22 protein-coding genes and 1 pseudogene are annotated in these 22,491 nt (G+C 47.3%); 19 read left to right on the top strand and 4 right to left on the bottom strand.

From position 1 onward, the window contains the following. Positions 1–131: 131 nt before the first annotated feature. The 4 genes from gyrB to dnaA form a co-directional block, all read right to left on the bottom strand. Positions 132–2,549, bottom strand: a complete 2,418-nt coding sequence (gene gyrB, locus VIC_RS02045) for a DNA topoisomerase (ATP-hydrolyzing) subunit B (RefSeq protein ID WP_006957472.1) — start codon at positions 2,547–2,549, stop codon at positions 132–134. Positions 2,550–2,562: 13 nt separating this feature from the next. Further along, positions 2,563–3,645, bottom strand: a complete 1,083-nt coding sequence (gene recF / locus VIC_RS02040) for a DNA replication/repair protein RecF (RefSeq protein WP_006957470.1) — start codon at positions 3,643–3,645, stop codon at positions 2,563–2,565. 1 nt (position 3,646) lies between these two features. Beyond that, positions 3,647–4,747: a DNA polymerase III subunit beta gene (dnaN, locus tag VIC_RS02035; protein WP_006957468.1), complete on the bottom strand. Its 1,101-nt coding sequence runs from the start codon at positions 4,745–4,747 to the stop codon at positions 3,647–3,649. 70 nt (positions 4,748–4,817) lie between these two features. Continuing rightward, on the bottom strand, positions 4,818–6,224 hold the full coding sequence (gene dnaA / locus VIC_RS02030) for a chromosomal replication initiator protein DnaA (RefSeq protein WP_029235934.1): 1,407 nt from the start codon (positions 6,222–6,224) through the stop codon (positions 4,818–4,820). A gap of 417 nt (positions 6,225–6,641) precedes the next feature. On the opposite strand from dnaA, the gene VIC_RS02025 reads away from it, so the two are divergent. The 19 genes and pseudogenes from VIC_RS02025 (at position 6,642) to atpA (ending at position 22,491) form a co-directional block, all read left to right on the top strand. After that, the gene (locus tag VIC_RS02025) at positions 6,642–7,388 is read left to right on the top strand and encodes an amino acid ABC transporter substrate-binding protein (protein WP_006957464.1); all 747 of its coding nucleotides are present in this window, start codon (positions 6,642–6,644) and stop codon (positions 7,386–7,388) included. Between the two features lie 125 nt (positions 7,389–7,513). Continuing rightward, a complete protein-coding gene (locus VIC_RS02020) occupies positions 7,514–8,185 on the top strand; it encodes an amino acid ABC transporter permease (protein WP_006957462.1) in 672 nt (223 codons plus the stop codon). Continuing rightward, the gene (locus VIC_RS02015) at positions 8,182–8,919 is read left to right on the top strand and encodes an amino acid ABC transporter ATP-binding protein (protein ID WP_006957460.1); all 738 of its coding nucleotides are present in this window, start codon (positions 8,182–8,184) and stop codon (positions 8,917–8,919) included. The genes VIC_RS02020 and VIC_RS02015 overlap by 4 nt, the downstream gene beginning before the upstream one ends. Before the next feature lie 230 nt (positions 8,920–9,149). Beyond that, positions 9,150–9,284, top strand: a complete 135-nt coding sequence (gene rpmH / locus VIC_RS02010; RefSeq protein WP_004411068.1) for a 50S ribosomal protein L34 — start codon at positions 9,150–9,152, stop codon at positions 9,282–9,284. 45 nt (positions 9,285–9,329) lie between these two features. Beyond that, positions 9,330–9,653: a ribonuclease P protein component gene (rnpA, locus tag VIC_RS02005; protein WP_006957457.1), complete on the top strand. Its 324-nt coding sequence runs from the start codon at positions 9,330–9,332 to the stop codon at positions 9,651–9,653. Further along, the gene (gene yidD, locus VIC_RS26085) at positions 9,620–9,877 is read left to right on the top strand and encodes a membrane protein insertion efficiency factor YidD (RefSeq protein WP_080555897.1); all 258 of its coding nucleotides are present in this window, start codon (positions 9,620–9,622) and stop codon (positions 9,875–9,877) included. The genes rnpA and yidD overlap by 34 nt, the downstream gene beginning before the upstream one ends. Before the next feature lie 2 nt (positions 9,878–9,879). After that, positions 9,880–11,499 carry a membrane protein insertase YidC gene (yidC, locus tag VIC_RS02000; protein ID WP_039951178.1) on the top strand — a complete coding sequence of 540 codons (1,620 nt, stop codon included), beginning with the start codon at positions 9,880–9,882 and terminating at the stop codon, positions 11,497–11,499. 120 nt (positions 11,500–11,619) lie between these two features. After that, positions 11,620–12,981: a tRNA uridine-5-carboxymethylaminomethyl(34) synthesis GTPase MnmE gene (mnmE, locus tag VIC_RS01995; RefSeq protein ID WP_006957456.1), complete on the top strand. Its 1,362-nt coding sequence runs from the start codon at positions 11,620–11,622 to the stop codon at positions 12,979–12,981. 53 nt (positions 12,982–13,034) lie between these two features. Next, a complete protein-coding gene (gene mioC / locus VIC_RS01990) occupies positions 13,035–13,469 on the top strand; it encodes an FMN-binding protein MioC (RefSeq protein WP_006957455.1) in 435 nt (144 codons plus the stop codon). Positions 13,470–13,917: 448 nt separating this feature from the next. Further along, positions 13,918–15,813, top strand: a complete 1,896-nt coding sequence (gene mnmG, locus VIC_RS01985; RefSeq protein ID WP_006957454.1) for a tRNA uridine-5-carboxymethylaminomethyl(34) synthesis enzyme MnmG — start codon at positions 13,918–13,920, stop codon at positions 15,811–15,813. After that, positions 15,813–16,445, top strand: a complete 633-nt coding sequence (rsmG, locus tag VIC_RS01980) for a 16S rRNA (guanine(527)-N(7))-methyltransferase RsmG (protein ID WP_006957453.1) — start codon at positions 15,813–15,815, stop codon at positions 16,443–16,445. The genes mnmG and rsmG overlap by 1 nt, the downstream gene beginning before the upstream one ends. Before the next feature lie 14 nt (positions 16,446–16,459). Continuing rightward, a complete protein-coding gene (locus VIC_RS01975; RefSeq protein WP_006957452.1) occupies positions 16,460–17,233 on the top strand; it encodes a ParA family protein in 774 nt (257 codons plus the stop codon). Positions 17,234–17,255: 22 nt separating this feature from the next. Next, the gene (locus tag VIC_RS01970) at positions 17,256–18,137 is read left to right on the top strand and encodes a ParB/RepB/Spo0J family partition protein (protein WP_006957451.1); all 882 of its coding nucleotides are present in this window, start codon (positions 17,256–17,258) and stop codon (positions 18,135–18,137) included. Positions 18,138–18,323: 186 nt separating this feature from the next. After that, positions 18,324–18,713 carry a F0F1 ATP synthase subunit I gene (locus VIC_RS01965; RefSeq protein WP_006957450.1) on the top strand — a complete coding sequence of 130 codons (390 nt, stop codon included), beginning with the start codon at positions 18,324–18,326 and terminating at the stop codon, positions 18,711–18,713. An 8-nt stretch (positions 18,714–18,721) separates the two neighbouring features. After that, on the top strand, positions 18,722–19,534 hold the full coding sequence (gene atpB, locus VIC_RS01960) for a F0F1 ATP synthase subunit A (RefSeq protein WP_006957449.1): 813 nt from the start codon (positions 18,722–18,724) through the stop codon (positions 19,532–19,534). A 57-nt stretch (positions 19,535–19,591) separates the two neighbouring features. After that, positions 19,592–19,846, top strand: coding sequence for a F0F1 ATP synthase subunit C (atpE, locus tag VIC_RS01955; RefSeq protein WP_006957448.1), 255 nt, complete (start codon positions 19,592–19,594; stop codon positions 19,844–19,846). Positions 19,847–19,918: 72 nt separating this feature from the next. Beyond that, positions 19,919–20,389, top strand: a complete 471-nt coding sequence (gene atpF / locus VIC_RS01950) for a F0F1 ATP synthase subunit B (protein WP_006957447.1) — start codon at positions 19,919–19,921, stop codon at positions 20,387–20,389. Positions 20,390–20,403: 14 nt separating this feature from the next. Next, positions 20,404–20,937 carry a F0F1 ATP synthase subunit delta gene (gene atpH / locus VIC_RS01945; protein WP_006957446.1) on the top strand — a complete coding sequence of 178 codons (534 nt, stop codon included), beginning with the start codon at positions 20,404–20,406 and terminating at the stop codon, positions 20,935–20,937. A 13-nt stretch (positions 20,938–20,950) separates the two neighbouring features. Continuing rightward, positions 20,951–22,491, top strand: a pseudogene (atpA, locus tag VIC_RS01940) (F0F1 ATP synthase subunit alpha).

Below are 22,491 nucleotides of genomic sequence, written 5' to 3'. Positions count from 1 at the left end.
TGAAGCTATCAAATTAATTGCTTCGAGGCTAAGTTAGTTCGCATTAGTTCAAGTGAGGCGCACGCAGCATACAAGTGTATGTGAGTACGCCGAACGCAGAAATTATTCGAAATAACGACGCATCGTAGTGATTAAACGTCTAGGTTCGCTACTTTCAGTGCATTCTCTTCGATAAAGTTACGACGAGGTTCTACTTGGTCACCCATCAGTGTCGTAAACAGTTGATCTGCACCAACAGCATCTTCAATCGTTACCTGCATCATACGGCGCGTCTCTGGGTCCATTGTGGTCTCCCATAGCTGCTCTGGGTTCATCTCACCCAGACCTTTGTAGCGCTGTAGGCTTAGGCCACGACGTGACTCTTTGACTAACCAGTTCAGTGCCTCAACGAAGCTTGAAACAGGCTGAGTACGTTCACCACGCTTGATGTAAGCACCTTCTTCAATCAGACCATTAAGCGCTTCCGACAGATCGGCCAGCTTGCCGTATTCTTTTGAGTTAATCAGGTCAATACTCAGCGCATGCTCATGTGTCACACCATGAGTACGTACAACAATCTTAGGCAGGTTTAAACCAAGCTCTGCGTGCTGCTCTACTTCGAAGCTGTACTGGCTTGCGCCCACTTCTTTAGCATTAAGCTGCTCCACCAACTGTTTGGTCCATGCTTCAACAGCTGCTGCATCATGGCACTGCTCTGCCGTTAAACGCGGTGTGTAGATCAGCTCATGCATCAGCGCGTGTGGGTAACGGCGACTCATGCGCTCCACCAGCTTAATACCAGAATTGTACTGCTGAACCAGTTTCTCTAGCGCTTCACCTGCTAATGCTGGTGCTTCTGCGTTGACATGCAAAGACGCATTGTCTAACGCCAATGCCACTTGGTACTGGTTCATCGCATCTTCATCTTTGATGTACTGCTCTTGCTTACCTTTCTTCACTTTGTAAAGTGGTGGCTGAGCGATGTACACATAGCCACGCTCGATAAGCTCTGGCATTTGACGGTAGAAGAAGGTCAACAGCAGCGTACGAATGTGCGAACCATCGACATCCGCATCGGTCATGATAATAATGTTGTGGTAACGCAGTTTATCTGGGTTGTATTCGTCACGACCGATACCACAGCCAAGTGCGGTGATAAGCGTCGCGACTTCTTGCGAAGAGAGCATCTTGTCGAAGCGTGCTTTCTCAACGTTAAGGATTTTACCTTTCAGTGGAAGAATGGCTTGGTTCTTACGGTTACGGCCTTGTTTTGCGGAGCCGCCTGCCGAGTCACCCTCCACTATGTACAGTTCAGAAAGTGCTGGGTCTTTTTCCTGACAGTCTGCCAGCTTACCTGGTAGGCCTGCTAGGTCTAACGCGCCTTTGCGGCGAGTCATTTCACGTGCTTTGCGCGCCGCTTCACGAGCACGCGCTGCATCAATGATCTTGCTACAAACTGCCTTGGCTTCCGTTGGGTGTTCCACTAGGAATTCAGACAGCTTTTCACCCATCACAGATTCAACGGCTGACTTCACTTCCGAAGACACCAACTTATCTTTGGTTTGGCTTGAGAACTTAGGATCCGGAACCTTAACAGAGATGACTGCGGTGAGACCTTCACGTGCATCATCACCTGAAGTGGCAGTTTTCGCTTTCTTCGAGAAGCCTTCTTTATCCATGAACGAGTTCAGTGTACGTGTTAACGCAGCACGGAAGCCCGCAAGGTGCGTACCACCATCACGTTGAGGGATGTTGTTAGTAAAACAGTAGATGTTTTCCTGGAAGCCATCGTTCCACTGCATCGCGACTTCAACGGCAATACCATCTTCACGCTCAGCGTTGAAGTGGAAGACTTTCTCGATGATCGGCGTCTTGTTGGTGTTCAGGTGTTCGACGAATGCCTGAATACCACCCTCATACATGAAGTGGTCGCTCTTATCTTCTTCACGCTCATCAACCAGCTTGATCGAAACACCTGAGTTGAGGAACGAAAGCTCGCGCAGACGTTTAGCCAGAATATCGTAATGGAATTCAGTATTAGAGAAGGTTTCTTCACTAGGCCAGAAACGGATTTCCGTACCTGTTTTGTCCGTTTCACCAATCACAGAAAGTGGCGCTTGCGGCTCACCATGGTGATAGGTTTGAGTATGGATTTGGCCACCACGATGAATGGTCAGAGTCACTTGCTTAGACAGTGCGTTTACTACCGAAACACCTACGCCGTGCAGACCACCCGATACCTTGTACGAGTTGTCATCGAACTTACCACCTGCGTGCAGAACCGTCATGATAACTTCTGCTGCCGAAACATTCTCTTCCGGGTGCATTTCGGTCGGGATACCACGACCGTCATCGCGTACCGATACAGAGCAATCCTCATGAATCGTCACGATGATGTCTTTACAGTGACCCGCTAACGCTTCATCAATTGAGTTATCCACCACCTCGAAAACCATGTGGTGTAGACCGGTACCATCGTCCGTGTCGCCGATGTACATCCCCGGACGCTTACGTACTGCATCCAGGCCCTTTAGTACTTTAATACTCGATGAATCGTAATTTTCAGACATGAGTTATCTTCCACTATATATTTTGTTCTATTGTGCCATGTTCCACATGGAACATCCTGCCATTTTCGTCCAACATGTCGGCGATTTGGCTTTCTGTAATAGAACTGACAAAAACTTGCGCCCCCGTCTCCTTCAAGCAGTCTGCTAGACGCTTACGACGTTGACTATCTAATTCAGAGGCAAAGTCATCAATTAAGTAGACACATTGCTTGCCGGTCATCTCAGTGAGGTGTTGACCTTGCGCCACGCGCAATGCACATACCATGAGTTTGAGCTGACCTCGTGACAGAACATCCTCAACCGGAGTCCCGTTCACTTTAATTTTTAAATCGGCTTTATTCGGACCACTAAAGGTGTAACCCAGTGCCTGATCCCGTTCAAAGTTGTTCTCAAGAATTGCCTGATAAGGTGTGTCCTTATCCCATCCTCGGTAATACTTCAGCTGGATCTCAAATTCGGGGAGAAATGTCTGACAGATTTCCGTGGCTTTCTCGGTCATCTGCTCAACATATGTGGCTCGCCACTGGCTGATGTTTTCAGCCAACCTTGCCATCTCCTGATCCCAATACGACAGCTCACGATAGCTGGTGGCCGTTTTTAACAACGCGTTGCGCTGTTTATTCAGACGTTTAAACCGCCCCCAAGCATCATAAAAAGCCGACTCAGTGTGAAACACACCCCAATCGATAAATGCTCGGCGATGTTTTGGTCCGTCCGTCAGTAAATCAAACCCTTCCGGATGGATCAATTGCAGCGGCAGAACCTGCGCCAATTGAGCCAGTTTTTGTCCGGATTGACCGCCTATTTTAACCTCTGTTGAGCCATCACGCTGCTTATTAATGCCAATTGGTAGCTCAAATTGATCCGAGTTCAAAAAACGACCGTGCACAAACAGCTCATCGCAGTCATTTTGGATGACTCTGCCCGTTAGAGAGCTTTTAAAAGAGCGGCCGTGGCCGAGCAAGTAGACGGCTTCCAGAACACTGGTTTTGCCACTGCCGTTCGGACCTATAAGAAAGTTAAAGCCTGCTGATAGTTCAATATCACAGGCTTTAATGTTGCGAAACTGCTGAATAATAAGACGTGAAAGCGGCATGCTAGAGTCGAATCGGCATTACCACGTACATAGCGCCGTCGTCATCCACGTTTTCAATCATGGCACTGGCGTTAGCGTCCGACATCGACACGCGTACTTTTTCACAACGCAGAGTATTTAATACATCCAAGACGTAGCTGACGTTAAAGCCAATCTCAATCGGATCACCTTCGAAGCTGACATCCAGCATCTCTTCCGCTTCTTCTTGCTCTGGGTTATTGGCGGTAATGCGCATTTCCGTATCCGCTAAGTTGACGCGCACCCCACGGAATTTTTCATTCGACAGTATAGCGGCACGCGAGAACGCCTGACGCAGCTCATCACATTCCGCTTCAAGCGTTTTGGTCGTCGTTTGTGGCATCACGCGGCGGTAATCCGGGAAACGGCCATCCACCAGCTTAGAGGTAAAGACAAAGTTGTTCACTTCGGCACGCACATTGGAGCTACCAATTTGTAGTGTCACAGGCTGTTCAGGCGCATCCAACAACTTAACCAGTTCCAGTACACCTTTACGTGGCACAATGATTTGCTGCTGAGCAAAATCAGCACCTAGCTGAACCTGAGACACCGCCATACGGTGACCATCAGTGGCCACACTGCGGAGTGTCGTGCCATCAATTTCGAACAACATACCGTTGAGGTAGTAACGCACGTCCTGGTTTGCCATCGAGAATTGGGTTTTCTCAATCAATCCGCGTAGCTCACCTTGGGTCAGCGAGACTTCAACTTCACTCTGCCAATCTTCAATATTCGGGAAATCGTTAGCAGGTAAGGTAGATAGAGAGAATCGGCTACGTCCAGAACGCACCTGAACACGATCACCTTCTAAAACAAAGGTGATGACAGAGTCGTCAGGCAAGCCACGACAGATATCTAAAAATTTACGCGAGGGAACCGTCACACTGCCCGCTTCAAAGTCGCCTTCTAGAGCAACGCGGCTGATAAGCTCGACTTCCAGATCCGTTGCCGTCATCGACAACATATTGTCTTCAACTTTCAGTAACAGGTTACCCAGAATAGGAAGAGTTGGACGACCACCTAACGCGCCAGACACTTGCTGCAGCGGTTTAAGTAAGTGGTTACGTTCAATGGAAAATTTCATAGTACGCTCTTATCAGAATTCGTTTAGCTTAATACGGTATTATTCTATTTAGTGCTTAGAATACTGTGATTTAAGAAGAAAGGGTACGAATCAGGTTAGAATAATCTTCCTTGATGTCGTGACTCTCTTCGCGCAGTTGTTCAATTTTACGGCAGGCGTGAAGAACAGTGGTATGGTCTCGGCCACCAAAAGCATCACCAATTTCAGGCAAGCTATGGTTAGTCAGCTCTTTTGCAAGCGCCATCGCTAGCTGGCGCGGACGCGCAACCGAGCGCGAACGACGCTTAGACAGCAGATCAGCGACTTTAATTTTGTAGTATTCCGCCACCGTCTTTTGAATATTATCGATCGTCACCAGCTTTTCTTGTAGAGCCAGTAAGTCACGCAGTGCTTCACGGACAAAATCGATGGTGATTGGGCGACCGGTAAAGTTGGCATTAGCAATCACGCGGTTTAACGCGCCTTCCAGTTCACGTACGTTGGAGCGCAGTCGTTTAGCAATAAAGAACGCTACTTCATCAGCAAGGTGTATTTGGTGATCTTCGGCTTTTTTCATCAAGATCGCGACACGGGTTTCCAATTCAGGCGGCTCGATCGCTACCGTCAATCCCCAACCAAAGCGGGATTTTAAGCGATCTTCTACGCCACTGATCTCTTTTGGATAGCGGTCAGAAGTCAAAATGATCTGTTGATTACCTTCTAAAAGCGCATTGAAGGTATGGAAGAACTCTTCCTGAGAGCGCTCTTTATTGGCAAAGAATTGGATGTCATCGATCAGCAGGGCGTCAACACTGCGGTAGTAGCGTTTAAACTCTTCAATCGCGTTGTTTTGCAGCGCTTTTACCATGTCCTGAACAAATCGCTCAGAGTGCATGTAAACCACTTTGGCGTTCGGCTTGTTATCCACAATCGCATTGCCCACCGCGTGCAACAGGTGAGTCTTACCTAAACCTGTGCCGCCGTAGAGGAATAACGGGTTGTACGCTGCACCTGGATTATCAGCCACCTGACGAGCGGCCGCTAAACCGAGTTGGTTTGATTTACCTTCAACGAAGTTGTTGAACTTGTGCTTGATGTTTACATTTGAGCGGTGGTTGATCTCTGCCACCTGTTGCTCGTCGTCATCCCAGGTTTTGTGTACTGGCTTACGCGCTTGGAGCTGAGCGGGTGCTGAAGATTCTGCCGCCACATCAGCTGGCGTACGTTTCGGCGCTGGCTTAGGTGCAGAAACAGGGCGACTCCCCACTTCAAAGCGTAAACTTGGGATGTCATTGCCACAGTATTCCTGCAACAAACGATTAATGCTGTTGAGGTAACGATCGCGAACCCAATCCATTACAAAACGGTTAGGCGCAAATAAAGTGAGAGTATTGTCATTGAGCTCCGCTTGTAACGGACGTACCCACATACTGAATTCTGTAGCTGGTAGCTCTTCTTGAAGCTGCTGCATACATTGCAACCAAAGCGAAGATGACACGGTGCCCCCACTCAAAGTTAATGATCGAAAAAGATTGGCAATTTTACCTGTTGATAACCAAGATCGCCAGCAAATGATCGACGATCCAGTGAATAAGATCTAAGTTATTCACAATATTTACGTCATTATCCGCTAGATCAACACAAGCTGCCCTATTCTTACTCACATAAGGATCCACATTTGCGCTTTTTCTCACAGATCCGCCATCTGGTGATAAGTCTGTGAATCAAGCTTTCGCAAGGTGTGATTTTATTCCAATCTCGTCTTTTTATTTTTTGCTACGTCTTTACTCACACGACTGGCCACCTTTAGTAAGCTATCTTATTCCACAGGCGTCTAGGTTATTGCTCTTGGTTATTTATCTAATTAACTAAAGTGACAGTAGTATTTGTGCCCATAAAACTATGGAGTTGTACTATGAAAAACTGGATTAAAGCTGCTGTAGCAGCAATTGCGCTTTCTGCTGCGACGGTTCAAGCCGCGACTGAAGTTAAAGTCGGTATGTCTGGCCGCTACTTCCCATTCACTTTCGTTCAGCAAGACAAGCTGCAAGGCTTCGAAGTGGACCTATGGGATGAGATTGGTAAGCGTAACGATTACAAAGTGGAATACGTTACGGCAAACTTTTCTGGTTTGTTTGGTCTGCTAGAGACAGGTCGTATTGATACGATTTCAAACCAGATCACGATGACGGATGCTCGTAAAGCCAAATACCTTTTTGCTGACCCATACGTTGTTGATGGTGCGCAGATCACTGTTCGTAAAGGCAACGACAGCATCCAAGGTATTAAAGATCTTGAAGGCAAAACGGTGGCGGTTAACCTAGGTTCAAACTTTGAGCAGTTGCTACGCAACTACGACAAAGACGGCAAGATCAACATCAAGACTTACGATACAGGTATCGAACACGATGTAGCACTTGGTCGTGCAGACGCGTTTGTAATGGACCGTCTATCGGCTCTTGAGCTGATCAAAAAAACTGGTCTACCTCTGCAACTTGCTGGCGAACCGTTTGAGACGATTCAAAACGCTTGGCCTTTCGTTGACAATGACAACGGCAAAAAGCTTCAGGCTGAAGTGAATAAAGCACTGGCTGAAATGCGTGCTGACGGTACACTAGAGAAAATTTCTCAGAAGTGGTTTGGTGCTGATATCACTAAATAACCACTGTTGAGTATTGCTCGTCTGGTTGAGGTACTCAACCGGATTTGCTCTTAACCCACTGCTTTCCTTCCTTTGCAGTGGGTTTTGCTTTTTGTATAGAAGCTTATTTTTAACTGGGATACGTTATGGGATTCGATTTTAACTACATGCTGAACCTGATGCCGATACTACTCAAGTATCTGGGCACCACCATGGAAATGGCGACATGGGGTTTAGTATTTTCACTGATTTTGGCCGTCATTTTAGCGAATATCCGTGTATTTCGCGTTCCCGTTCTTGATCAGTTAAGCCAGCTGTACATCAGCTTCTTCCGTGGTACACCACTGTTGGTTCAACTGTTTCTGCTTTACTACGGCTTACCGCAGATTTTTCCGTTCCTAGTCGGTCTGGATGCATTCAGCGCCGCGGTGATTGGTTTGACTCTGCACTTTGCCGCATACATGGCGGAGAGTATCCGCGCCGCGATCATTGGTATCGATCGTAGCCAGATGGAAGCCAGCCTGTCTGTGGGCATGACAACGACTCAAGCGATGCGCCGAGTGATCTTGCCGCAGGCAACGCGTGTGGCGCTGCCGTCATTGATGAACTACTTCATTGATATGATCAAATCGACCTCATTGGCCTTTACGCTAGGTGTGGCGGAGATCATGGCAAAAGCGCAAATGGAAGCGTCATCCAGCTTCCGCTTTTTCGAAGCTTTCCTTGCCGTTGCGCTGATTTACTGGGGCGTTGTAGTAATACTGACTCGCGTGCAAATCTGGGCAGAAGCTAAGTTGAATAAGGCATACGTAAGATGATCAAGTTAGATAACATTCACAAACGCTTTGGTGAGACAGAAGTCCTTAAAGGCATCGATCTCGATATCAAACAGGGCGAGATTATTGTCATTATCGGCTCTAGCGGTACGGGCAAATCCACCCTGCTGCGCACGGTGAATTTTCTAGAAAATGCCGACAAAGGCGTCATCACCATTGATGACGTAAGCGTGGATACTGAAAAGCACACCAAAGCGGAAGTATTAGCTCTGCGCCGTAAGACAGGGTTTGTTTTCCAGAACTATGCCTTGTTTGCCCATATGACCGCCCGTCAGAATATTGCTGAAGGCCTCATCACCGTTCGCGGCTGGAAGAAAGACCAAGCATTGGCACGCGCTCAGCAGATTCTTGACGACATCGGCCTTGGCGATAAAGGAGACAGTTATCCAGCGGCGCTGTCTGGTGGCCAGCAGCAACGTGTGGGTATCGGACGTGCGATGGCACTGCAACCCGAATTATTGCTGTTTGACGAACCGACCTCAGCACTAGATCCTGAGTGGGTCGGCGAAGTTCTTCAGTTAATGAAGGAGTTAGCGACTAAACACCAAACCATGCTGGTGGTCACACACGAAATGCAGTTCGCCCGAGAAGTGGCGGATCGCGTGATCTTTATGGCGGAAGGCAATATCGTTGAGCAAGGCTCTCCACAGGATATCTTTAATAATCCACAGGATCCTCGTTTACAGAGATTCCTTCGCCAAGTAGGCGCTGAGTAAAGATCACCAAAGAAGATCGCTTGATCCTTGAGATTTTGCTCACACTACGTATAATCGCCCGGCCGGAATTTAGCAGTTGCTCAATGATTGACACTTTGTGTGACTGTGATTACAATTCCGCCTCTTTGTTGAGAGGCGTCGGTTTGTCCTCTTTATATATAAAGAAGACCAAATGGCCCACGCCGGGTTAACTAAGAACCTAAAACTACTGATCAGTAAAGGTAATTATCATGAAACGCACTTTTCAACCTTCAGTTCTAAAGCGCAAGCGTACTCACGGTTTCCGTGCACGTATGGCTACTAAGAACGGTCGTGCAACAATCAATGCACGTCGTGCAAAAGGCCGTAAGCGTCTTTCTAAGTAATCTTCGATTATTTTGAAAACGTACGCGTTCGATCGGGAGTTACGTTTGTTAACTCCCGAGCATTATCAAAATGTCTTCCAGCAAGCTCATCGAGCTGGCTCACCACATTTCACCATCATTGCTCGCAATAACAACCTATCTCACCCTCGATTAGGTTTAGCCGTTCCCAAAAAACAGATTAAAACCGCTGTTGGTCGTAATCGTTTTAAACGCCTTGCTCGTGAAAGCTTTCGTAACAATCAACACCAGCTTGCTCACAAAGATTTTGTTGTGATTGCCAAGAAAAGCGCCCAAGATCTGAGCAATGAAGAAATGTTCAAACTGTTTGATAAATTATGGCAGCGCCTGTCTCGCCCTTCGCGTGGGTAGCAATCGGATTCGTCCGTCTTTATCAAGGTCTCATTAGTCCGCTTATCGGACCACGCTGTCGTTTTACTCCAACCTGCTCTACTTACGCCATAGAAGCACTAAAAGCTCACGGTTTTGTAAAAGGGTGTTGGTTATCAAGCAAACGTCTATTAAAATGCCACCCTTTGAATGAGGGCGGTTTTGATCCCGTTCCACCAGTCCAGAAACAAGACAGAGATAAATAACGATGGATTCTCAACGTAATATCCTGTTAATCGCGCTAGCACTGGTTTCTTTCTTGTTGTTTCAACAATGGCAAGTCGCAAAGAACCCAGCACCACAGCCGGTTGAACAGGCACAATCAAGCAGTACTCTACCTGCCCCTACTCTTGCGGATGATTTAGATCCCGCGCCTGCGCAGCAAGCGTCTGCTAAAACGATTACCGTGACAACTGACGTCTTGACTCTGTCGATTGATACGGTTGGTGGTGATGTTATCACTGCAGACCTCAATCAATACTCTGCAGAACTGGATTCATCAGACCCATTCGTTCTACTGAAGAACGAGCCAGGTCACCAATTCATTGCGCAAAGTGGTCTAGTGGGTCCTCAAGGTATCGATCTGAGTAGCTCAAATCGTCCGGCTTACTCAGTGAATGCAGATAGCTTCACTCTGGAAGACGGTCAGGATGAACTTCGCATCCCAATGACATACCAAGCAAATGGCCTTGAGTACACCAAAACATTTATTGTTAAGCGTGGCAGCTACGCGGTTGACGTTGAATACGATGTAGTCAACAACTCAGGTAGCAACGCGACATTTGGTATGTACGCTCACCTGCGCCAAAACTTGATGGACGCGGGCGGCAGCATCACTATGCCAACTTACCGTGGCGGTGCGTACTCAACAGAAGAAACGCGTTACAAGAAATACAGCTTTGACGATATGCAGGATCGTAACCTGTCAATCACCCTACCAGACGGTCAGGGTTGGGCAGCAATGATCCAACACTACTTCGCGTCTGCATGGATCCCTCGCAACGAGCCAGGTACTAACCTGTACACTCGCGTGATTGGTAACCTGGGTGACATTGGTGTTCGTATGCCGAACAAAACCATCGCAACGGGTGACTCAGCAAAATTCAACGCGACACTTTGGGTAGGTCCGAAACTTCAGCAAGAAATGGCAGAAACTGCGCCGAATCTAGACTTGGTTGTGGATTATGGCTGGCTATGGTTTATCGCTAAACCACTGCACACGCTACTGTCGTTCATTCAAAGCTTCGTGTCTAACTGGGGTCTAGCGATCATCGTTCTGACCTTCATTGTGCGTGGTGCTATGTACCCACTGACTAAGGCACAGTACACTTCAATGGCAAAAATGCGCATGCTACAGCCTAAGCTGCAAGCGATGCGTGAGCGTATCGGCGATGACCGTCAGCGTATGAGCCAAGAAATGATGGAACTGTACAAGAAAGAGAAAGTAAACCCACTGGGTGGCTGTCTGCCTCTACTTCTACAGATGCCTATTTTCATTGCACTTTACTGGGCACTAATGGAATCGGTGGAACTGCGTCACTCACCATTCTTTGGTTGGATTACTGACTTGTCAGCGCAAGACCCTTACTACATCTTGCCGCTACTGATGGGTGCATCCATGTTCCTGATCCAGAAGATGAGCCCAACCACAGTGACAGATCCAATGCAGCAGAAGATCATGACGTTCATGCCTGTTCTGTTCACAGGTTTCTTCCTGTTCTTCCCATCAGGTCTGGTTCTTTACTGGTTAGTGTCGAACATCGTTACTCTGATCCAACAGACGCTGATTTATAAGGCGCTGGAGAAGAAAGGCTTGCACTCAAAATAACGAGTCGGCGTAAATAATCGAGAAAGGCGACCAAAAGGTCGCCTTTTTGTTTTTGGCTGATTACAATTCATCTCATTCACTATTTACCCTCACAGGGTATGCATCGCAAAGGCTACCACTATGACTACAGAGACCATTGTCGCTCAAGCGACTGCGCCCGGACGAGGCGGTGTCGGCATTATTCGCGTATCCGGTCCCCTTGCGGCCAAAGTCGCTTCTGAGGTAACAGGCAAAGAATTACGTCCAAGATACGCAGAGTATCTGTCATTTACGGCTCAGGATGGCACTCAGCTCGATCAGGGGATCGCGCTCTATTTCCCTAATCCGAACTCCTTTACTGGCGAAGATGTCCTAGAACTGCAAGGCCATGGCGGCCCAGTCGTAATGGATATGCTGATCAAACGCATCCTGCAAATTCCCGGCATCCGCACCGCTCGCCCAGGTGAGTTTTCAGAGCGCGCCTTCCTCAACGATAAGCTCGATTTAGCTCAAGCCGAAGCCATTGCGGACTTAATTGATGCCAGCTCAGAACAAGCGGCAAAATCGGCCCTTAAATCGCTTCAAGGCGCGTTTTCAAACCGAATTCAAACCTTGGTAGAATCTCTGATACACCTACGTATCTACGTCGAAGCCGCAATTGATTTCCCCGAAGAAGAAATCGATTTTCTTGCCGATGGTAAAGTCTCTGCCGACCTACAGACGATTATTGATAACCTCACCGCCGTGCGCAAAGAAGCGACACAAGGCGCTATCATGCGCGAAGGGATGAAAGTAGTCATCGCCGGTCGTCCAAATGCGGGCAAGTCCAGCCTTCTAAACGCTCTATCGGGTAAAGAGTCTGCCATTGTGACCGATATTGCTGGCACCACCCGAGATGTATTGAGAGAGCATATCCATATTGATGGCATGCCACTGCACATCATTGATACCGCAGGTCTACGCGATGCGTCAGATGAAGTCGAAAAGATAGGTATCGAACGTGCGTGGGAAGAAATCGAGCAAGCCGACCGCGTCTTGTTTATGGTCGATGGCACCACCACAGATGCCACTGACCCGAAAGAGATTTGGCCTGACTTCGTCGATCGATTGCCGAGCAATATCGGCATGACAGTGATCCGCAATAAAGTCGATCAAACCGATGAAACACTTGGTATCTGTCATGTTAACGATCCAACGTTGATTCGTCTGTCGGCCAGAACGGGTCAGGGCGTCGAATCACTGCGTACGCACCTTAAAGAGTGCATGGGCTTTGCGGGTGGGCACGAAGGTGGCTTTATGGCTCGTCGTCGTCACCTAGAAGCGCTGGAAAAAGCTGCTGAACACCTTGATATAGGTCAGCAGCAACTGGAAGGTTACATGGCGGGCGAAATCCTCGCAGAAGAACTGAGAATTGCGCAGCAGCACCTGAATGAAATCACCGGAGAGTTCAGCTCAGATGACTTGCTCGGGCGTATCTTCTCCTCCTTCTGTATTGGCAAATAATCCCCATACACGCGACCTTTGAGTCGCGTGTTTTTTAGGTAAAAGGAAACCATATGATCCAAATAATTACCGGCAGCACATTAGGTGGTGCTGAATACGTTGGAGATCATCTTAGTGATCTCTTGATTGAAAAAGGCTTTGAGACCTGCATTCACAACCAACCTGAGCTGAGTGAGATCCCGGCTGAAGGTACTTGGCTACTGATCACTTCGACCCATGGTGCTGGTGAATACCCAGATAACATTCAGCCATTTATCCAGGCCCTGCAAGACACCCCACCTAGAATGTCTGGGGTTAAGTATGCCGTGATTGCGATTGGCGACTCCAGCTACGATACATTCTGTGCTGCGGGCCAGCATGCTCATGCGCTACTCGCGGACATCGGTGGTACAGCGGTTGCAGATTGCCTGACAATCGATGTGCTCAATCACGATGTCCCTGAAGATGCCGCTGAAGCTTGGCTATCCGATCATATTGATAGCCTATAATCCCCCAATAAGGAAGTGATTGCTCATTGTCACTTCCTCTCTTCTTTCTCAATCTGGTGAAATTTTAATCGCTCTAGCTGTGGATAAAATGCAAACTATCCGGTGATTAACCTATAGTTATCCAAAGAACAACTCTTGATCTATTTTTCGCCTGTGAATAACTAGCCATTTTGATCTCAGGTAATCCTCGATCTGATCAAGGCAAGATCACATCATTTGATCTGTTTAAGATCCATGATCTTGTTGATCATTTTTTACTTATCCACAGAGATCGTCGATCCTTATAATAGATCTAATAAAAGATCATATATAGAGATCCTATATTAGTAAGCTTTGTCAGAGGCTTAGATTAAAAACGCGAAAAGCGATTTTCTATCAATGTGAAAGCAGGTAGAATAGCGCTCCTTTTTATCTGCCCATCTCTCTATTGAATACCAGAGGTCAGTTCATGCTTTATCACGAAAAATTTGACGTCATTGTTGTCGGTGGCGGACACGCAGGAACGGAAGCCGCACTCGCATCAGCTCGCACAGGACAAAAGACGCTGTTACTGACACATAACATCGACACTTTAGGTCAGATGTCATGTAATCCAGCCATCGGTGGCATCGGTAAAGGTCACCTAGTCAAAGAAGTGGATGCGATGGGAGGGTTAATGGCCCAAGCCATCGATCATGCTGGTATTCAATTCAGAACGCTGAATGCATCTAAAGGTCCAGCAGTAAGAGCAACTCGTGCTCAAGCTGATCGTGCTCTGTACAAAGCCTATGTTCGTGAAGCATTAGAAAATGCCCCTAACCTGACCTTATTTCAACAATCCGTTGATGATCTGATTGTTGAACAGGACAGAGCTGTAGGTGTTGTGACACAGATGGGACTACGTTTTCATGCCAAAGCAGTCGTATTAACGGTTGGGACTTTCCTTGGCGGTAAGATCCATATTGGTATGGAAAGCTCTTCAGGTGGCCGCGCGGGCGATCCTCCTTCCATAGCTCTGGCGGATCGTTTACGTGAATTACCATTCCGTGTTGATCGCCTTAAGACAGGAACTCCACCACGAATTGATGCGCGAAGTGTTGATTTCTCCCAGCTTGAAGCACAACATGGTGATAATCCAACACCTGTGTTCTCCTTTATGGGTCAAAGAACACAGCACCCACGCCAGATCCCGTGCTTTATCACCCACACCAACGATCAAACACACGAAGTGATCCGCAATAACTTAGATCGTAGCCCGATGTATGCGGGTGTGATCGAGGGGATTGGTCCACGTTACTGTCCGTCGATTGAAGACAAAGTGATGCGTTTTGCTGACAAGAACAGCCATCAGATCTTTATCGAGCCTGAAGGACTGAATACACATGAGCTCTATCCAAATGGCATCTCCACCAGCTTGCCGTTTGATGTTCAAGTTCAGATTGTTCGTTCAATGAAAGGGTTTGAAAATGCCCACATTGTGCGACCAGGCTACGCGATAGAATACGATTTCTTCGATCCACGTGATTTAAAACAGACCTACGAAACCAAATTTATTAATGGTTTGTTCTTTGCTGGCCAGATCAACGGCACCACTGGCTATGAAGAAGCGGCTGCGCAAGGTTTAATGGCGGGCTTGAACGCGAGTTTGTACAGTCAGGACAAAGACGGTTGGAGCCCACGCCGTGATCAGGCTTACGTCGGTGTTTTGATTGATGACCTTTCAACAATGGGCACCAAAGAACCGTATCGCATGTTCACTTCACGCGCCGAGTATCGCTTGCTACTGCGCGAAGATAACGCGGATTTGCGTTTAACAGAGCAGGCGCGAGAACTTGGTTTGATCGATGATCTTCGTTGGGCGCGTTTCAACGAAAAGATCGACAATATGACCAAAGAGCGCCAGCGTCTGAAAGACACTTGGATGAACCCTAAGTCACAAGGCATTGATGCACTTAACCAACTGCTAAAAACACCAATGGTGCGTGAAGCCAGTGGTGAAGATCTGCTGCGTCGCCCTGAGATGACCTATCAGCAGCTGACAGAGCTAGAAGCCTTTGCACCTGCGCTGGCGGATCAACAGGCTGCAGAGCAAGTGGAAATCCAAGTTAAATACGAAGGTTACATTAAGCGTCAGCAAGACGAGATTGAAAAATCCTTACGCCATGAACATACACACCTGCCACTTGATATGGATTACGCCAACGTAAAAGGCCTGTCGAATGAAGTGGTGGCGAAATTGAATGAATCGAAGCCAGAATCTATCGGTATTGCTTCACGCATCTCTGGAATTACGCCTGCGGCCATCTCCATCTTGCTTGTTCATCTCAAAAAGCAAGGCATGCTGAAGAAAGGTGAGGAAGCATAATGAGCGCATTACGTACTGAACTGGACGCATTGATCGCACAAACTAAGCTTGAGGTGTCAGATAATCAACGAGATCAACTTGTTGGTTATGTTGAAATGCTCAACAAATGGAACAAAGCTTATAATCTGACCTCGGTACGCGATCCTAGTGACATGCTGGTGAAACACATTCTGGATAGTATTGTTGTCAGCTCTCACTTACAAGGGCAGCGTTTTATTGACGTTGGCACCGGGCCGGGCCTGCCGGGGATCCCTTTGTCTATCATGAATCCAGACAAAGAATTTTATTTGCTCGACAGCCTTGGTAAGCGCATTCGTTTTATTAAACAAGTGCTGCATGAACTAAAGATCGAAAATGTCACGCCGATTCAAAGCCGTGTTGAAGAGTTTCAGCCGCAAGACAAATTTGACGGCGTTTTAAGCCGAGCATTTGCCTCTATGGTTGATATGGTGGAGTGGTGTCATCACTTACCCAAAGCCCAAACCGGCTGTTTTATGGCTCTTAAGGGCCAACTGCCTCAGGATGAGATTGACCAGCTTCCGGACTGGTGTTCTGTGACCGACATCAAAGCTTTGCAAGTTCCTGAATTGGAAGGTAAGCGTCATCTAGTAATCTTATCCCGCAAGGAATAAAAGCGAGGTTCACCGTGGGAAAAATCGTAGCAATCGCCAACCAGAAAGGTGGAGTTGGTAAAACAACAACGTGCATCAACTTAGCCGCGTCTATGGCTGCGACCAAGCGTAAGGTATTGGTGATTGATCTCGATCCGCAAGGTAACGCTACTATGGCCAGTGGCGTCGATAAGTATCAGGTCGATGCCACCGCTTATGAGCTGCTGGTTGAAGATGTCGCATTTGATGATGTCGTGTGTCGCAAGACCTCTGGCAACTATGATTTGATTGCTGCCAACGGCGATGTCACTGCGGCTGAAATCAAACTGATGGAAGTGTTTGCGCGCGAAGTTCGTCTCAAACATGCACTTGCGTCAGTTCGCGATAACTATGATTTCATCTTTATCGATTGTCCTCCATCGCTAAACCTTCTTACAATCAATGCCATGGCCGCAGCAGATTCGGTCTTGGTTCCTATGCAGTGTGAGTATTTTGCACTGGAAGGTTTAACAGCATTAATGGATACCATCAGTAAGCTGGCAGCGGTGGTAAATGAAAATCTTAAAATCGAAGGTCTGCTTCGCACCATGTATGACCCTCGTAACCGCTTATCAAACGAAGTATCCGATCAGTTGAAAAAGCACTTTGGTAACAAGGTGTACCGCACTGTTATTCCGCGTAATGTTCGTCTGGCCGAAGCGCCAAGTCATGGTAAACCTGCCATGTACTACGACAAATACTCCGCAGGCGCAAAAGCGTATCTGGCTCTAGCTGGAGAAATGCTGCGCCGCGATGAAGTCCCTGCATAACCCAACCAAAGGAATTTGTCTCATGTCTAAACGTGGTTTAGGTAAAGGGCTTGATGCTCTGCTTTCAACGAGCTCGCTCGCGCGTGAAAAACAGCAAAGTGCCTTGCACAGCCAAGAGCTTTCTTCTGATGGGGAGCTGACAGATTTAAGCATCAATAGCCTTAAGCCTGGTGTTTATCAGCCGCGTAAAGATATGGAGCCCGAAGCGCTAGAAGAGTTAGCGGCTTCGATAGAGTCTCAGGGGATTATTCAGCCGATCGTGGTTCGTCAGGTTGAAAATGACAAGTTTGAAATCATTGCGGGTGAACGCCGTTGGCGTGCGGCACGCAAAGCGGGGCTCAAACAAGTACCGTGTGTGATCAAAAACGTTGACGATCGCGCAGCGATCGCTATGGCGTTGATCGAGAACATTCAACGTGAAGATCTTAATGTGATCGAAGAGGCTGTCGCCCTCGATCGTCTTCAGGAAGAGTTTTCTCTCACCCACCAGCAAGTGGCTGAGGTGATTGGTAAATCGCGTGCTACCGTGAGTAACTTGCTGCGACTGAATCAGCTGGAAATGGACGTCAAGTATCTCCTTTCAGAAAAAATGCTCGAAATGGGCCACGCACGTGCGCTGTTGGCGTTGGAAGGGGAAGAGCAGGTTGAGGTTGCTGAACTGGTCGCGAAGAAGCGTATGACAGTTCGTCAGACAGAACAGTTAGTGAAAAAGTGTCTCCAGCCGCAATCTGAAGAGAAAAATGAGCTTCAAGACACTGAGGCACAACAAATGTCACAGAAATTGAGTGAAATGCTCAGTGCTAAAGTGGCAATCGTGCGTGCCAAGAACGGCGCGTCGAAAGTCACGATTAGTCTTGATGAGCCTCACAAATTAGAGCAACTGATTGCCAAGCTTGAAGGCTAAATGAGATAATTGATCTCGGTCAATTATGTAAAAAAACGAATTTTTGTGCGGAAGTTGTCGGTTTGTAAACAAAATTGTAACTTTTTGCGGTGTTTTAATTGCATTCAATAGGACTCACCGTATAATTTTCGCCAATTTCCCAGCATGAGGTAGTAACGCTGTGGATTTTACTCGAGGTACGAATACATGGTAGCTGCGTTAGCTAGACCAGGACGAGAGCTTGCAAAGCGATTGTTAATGATCCAGTTTGGCGCGGTTACACTAATGGCGGCAGGAATGGCAGTGGCTGTGAATGCTGAATGGGGGCTTTCAGCACTGATTGGTGGCGGCATTTTTGTTGTCGCGAATGCGGTGTTCGCATTGTTTGCTTTCATGTATGGTGGGGCTCGCGCTGCAAAGCGTATCGCGAACTCTTTCTATGCCGGTGAAGCACTGAAAATCCTTATCACAGTGGCGCTTTTTTCCGTTGCTTACATGTATATACAGGTGGAACTTGTTCCCCTTAAGCTAACCTATTTGCTGGCTCTAGGTATTAATATCTGTGCGCCAGTGCTATTCATTAACAACAAAAAATAGGATGAGTTATGGCTGCGCCAGGTGAAGCGCTAACTGCGTCCGGATACATTTCCCACCACCTTACAAACCTTTCTACTTATAAGTTAGGTCTTGTAGCGGAGGAGGCAAGTTTCTGGAACGTACATATCGATAGCCTGTTTTTTTCTTGGTTTACTGGTTTAATTTTCCTAGGAATCTTTTACAAGGTAGCAAAGAGAACAACAGCGGGTGTACCAGGTAAGCTTCAGTGTGCTGTAGAAATGATCGTTGAATTTGTCGCGGAAAACGTCAAAGACACGTTCCATGGACGCAACCCACTGATCGCGCCTTTAGCACTGACTATCTTTTGTTGGGTATTCTTAATGAACTTGATGGACTTAGTGCCAATCGACTTCTTACCTTACCCAGCAGAGCATTGGCTTGGTATTCCTTACCTTAAGGTTGTACCGTCTGCTGATGTGAATATCACCATGGCTATGGCTCTAGGCGTTTTCGCTCTGATGATTTACTACAGCATCAAAGTGAAAGGTCTAGGTGGATTCGCTAAAGAATTAGCACTACATCCATTCAATCACCCACTGATGATTCCGTTTAACCTACTGATTGAAGTTGTCTCGCTACTGGCGAAACCTCTGTCTCTTGGTATGCGTCTATTCGGTAACATGTTCGCGGGTGAGGTTGTATTCATTCTTTGTGCGGCAATGCTACCATGGTACTTGCAATGGATGGGTTCACTACCGTGGGCAATCTTCCATGTCTTGGTTATCACGATTCAAGCCTTTGTGTTTATGATGTTGACAATTGTTTACCTGTCAATGGCACACGAAGACAGTGATCATTAATTTTTTTAAAGCTTTTTATTTGGGCAACTAGCCAACAACTATAAATTGGAGATAGTAATGGAAACTTTACTGAGCTTTTCTGCAATCGCCGTAGGTCTTATCGTCGGTCTTGCTTCTCTTGGTACTGCGATTGGTTTCGCACTTCTAGGTGGTAAATTCCTTGAAGGTGCAGCACGTCAACCAGAAATGGCTCCTATGCTACAAGTTAAGATGTTCATCATCGCGGGTCTACTTGATGCGGTTCCAATGATCGGTATCGTAATCGCACTTCTATTCACATTCGCGAACCCATTCGTTGGTCAACTAGGTTAATCACTCTTAACTTTCGACGAGCTTTGGCTTGTTATTGATTAATACTAAGTCCGAATAGAAGGGGTAGCTGTTGTGAATATAAACGCAACTCTGCTAGGTCAAGCAATCTCGTTTGCACTGTTTGTGTGGTTCTGCATGAAGTATGTATGGCCGCCATTGATGCAAGCGATCGAAGAGCGTCAGAAAAAAATTGCTGACGGTCTACAAGCAGCTGAACGTGCTGCAAAAGACTTGGATCTAGCGCAAGCAAACGCTTCTGAACAGATGAAAGAAGCGAAGCGCACAGCAACAGAGGTCATCGAGCAAGCGAACAAGCGCAAAGCTCAAATTCTAGATGAAGCTCGTGAAGAAGCTCAGGCAGAACGCCAGAAGATTCTTTCACAGGCGGAAGCTGAACTTGAAGCTGAACGCAACCGTGCACGCGATGAGCTGCGCAAACAAGTTGCAACTCTGGCTGTAGCTGGTGCTGAGAAAATCATTGAGCGTTCTATCGATAAAGATGCGCACAAAGATATTCTCGACAACATTACTGCAAAACTTTAAGTCTGGGGGCGCCTATGTCTGATTTGACTACTATCGCACGCCCCTATGCTAAAGCAGCATTCGACTTTGCAGTGGAAAAAGGCGCGTTGGACCAATGGGGTCAGATGCTTTCTTTTGCTGCTGAAGTAGCTAAAAACGAACAGATGCACGAACTCCTAACGGGTTCGGTTTCTGCCGATAAACTGGCAGAAGTATTTGTAGCAGTTTGCGGCGATCAAGTTGATGCTCATGGCCAAAACCTATTGAAGGTAATGGCACAGAATGGCCGATTAGCGGCCCTTCCTGATGTTTGTGAACAGTTCTTTGCTCTGAAAAAAGAGCATGAGAAAGAAGTGGATGTTGAAGTGATTTCAGCATCAGACCTTTCTGATGAGCAGCTTGCAGGTATCAGCAGCAAACTTGAGCAGCGTCTTGAACGCAAAGTTAAGCTGAATTGCAGTGTAGATGAGGCCCTACTTGGTGGGGTGATTATTCGAGCCGGAGACTTAGTCATCGATGACTCAGCGCGTGGTCGTTTGAACCGCCTGAGCGATGCATTGCAGTCTTAATGGGGATTGGAGCATGCAACTTAATTCCACGGAAATCAGCGATCTAATCAAGCAGCGTATCGAATCTTTCGACGTTGTTAGTGAAGCTCGCAATGAAGGTACTATCGTTTCGGTAAGCGATGGTATCATCCGCATTCACGGCCTAGCGGACGTGATGCAAGGTGAAATGATTGAATTACCGGGTGGCCGTTATGCACTGGCACTTAACCTTGAGCGTGACTCGGTTGGTGCAGTTGTAATGGGCCCATATGCTGACCTTAAGGAAGGCATGAAAGTTACAGGTACTGGTCGTATTCTTGAAGTACCAGTTGGTCCAGAACTACTAGGTCGCGTAGTAAACACGCTAGGTGAGCCTATCGATGGTAAAGGTCCAATCGAAGCGAAACTGTCTTCACCTGTAGAAGTGATTGCACCAGGTGTAATCGACCGTCAATCGGTTGATCAGCCTGTTCAAACTGGTTACAAATCTGTTGACTCAATGATCCCAATCGGTCGTGGTCAGCGTGAGCTTGTTATCGGTGACCGTCAGACTGGTAAAACAGCAATGGCGATCGATGCAATCATCAACCAGAAAGACTCTGGTATTTTCTCAATCTACGTAGCAATCGGTCAGAAAGCATCGACTATCGCTAACGTAGTTCGCAAACTAGAAGAGCACGGCGCGCTAGCGAACACTATCGTTGTTGTTGCATCGGCTTCTGAATCTGCAGCGCTACAATACCTAGCGCCATACGCAGGTTGTGCGATGGGTGAATACTTCCGTGATCGCGGCGAAGACGCACTGATTGTTTATGATGATCTATCTAAGCAAGCTGTCGCTTACCGTCAGATCTCTCTACTACTAAAACGTCCACCGGGTCGTGAAGCCTTCCCTGGTGATGTTTTCTACCTTCACTCTCGTCTACTAGAGCGTGCTGCTCGTGTAAGCGCAGAATACGTAGAAAAGTTCACTAACGGTGAAGTGAAAGGTAAGACTGGTTCTTTGACTGCTCTTCCTATCATCGAAACTCAAGCTGGTGACGTTTCAGCATTCGTACCGACTAACGTAATCTCGATTACCGATGGTCAGATCTTCCTACAGACTGAGCTATTCAACGCAGGTGTTCGCCCAGCGGTTGACCCAGGTATCTCAGTATCTCGTGTAGGTGGTTCAGCTCAGACGAAAATCATCAAGAAACTATCAGGTGGTATCCGTACAGCACTTGCTGCATACCGTGAACTAGCGGCTTTCGCACAGTTCTCTTCTGATCTTGATGAAGCAACGAAGAAACAGCTAGACCATGGTCAGAAAGTAACAGAACTAATGAAGCAGAAGCAGTACGCTCCAATGTCTGTATTTGACCAAGCGCTAACTATCTTCGCGGCAGAGCGTGGTTACCTAGATGATGTAGAACTGAACAAAGTTCTAGATTTCGAGGCGGCTCTACTATCGTATGCTCGCGGTCAATACGCTGAACTAGCGTCTGAGATCGACAAGACGGGTGCTTACACGATGAAGTTGAAGCTCAGCTTAAGAAACTGACTGACGACTTCAAAGCAACCCAAACTTGGTAA

The sequence above is a fragment of the Vibrio coralliilyticus ATCC BAA-450 genome, from assembly GCF_000176135.1.
Lineage (GTDB): Bacteria > Pseudomonadota > Gammaproteobacteria > Enterobacterales > Vibrionaceae > Vibrio > Vibrio coralliilyticus.
This window is presented reverse-complemented; position numbering and strand designations above follow the sequence as displayed.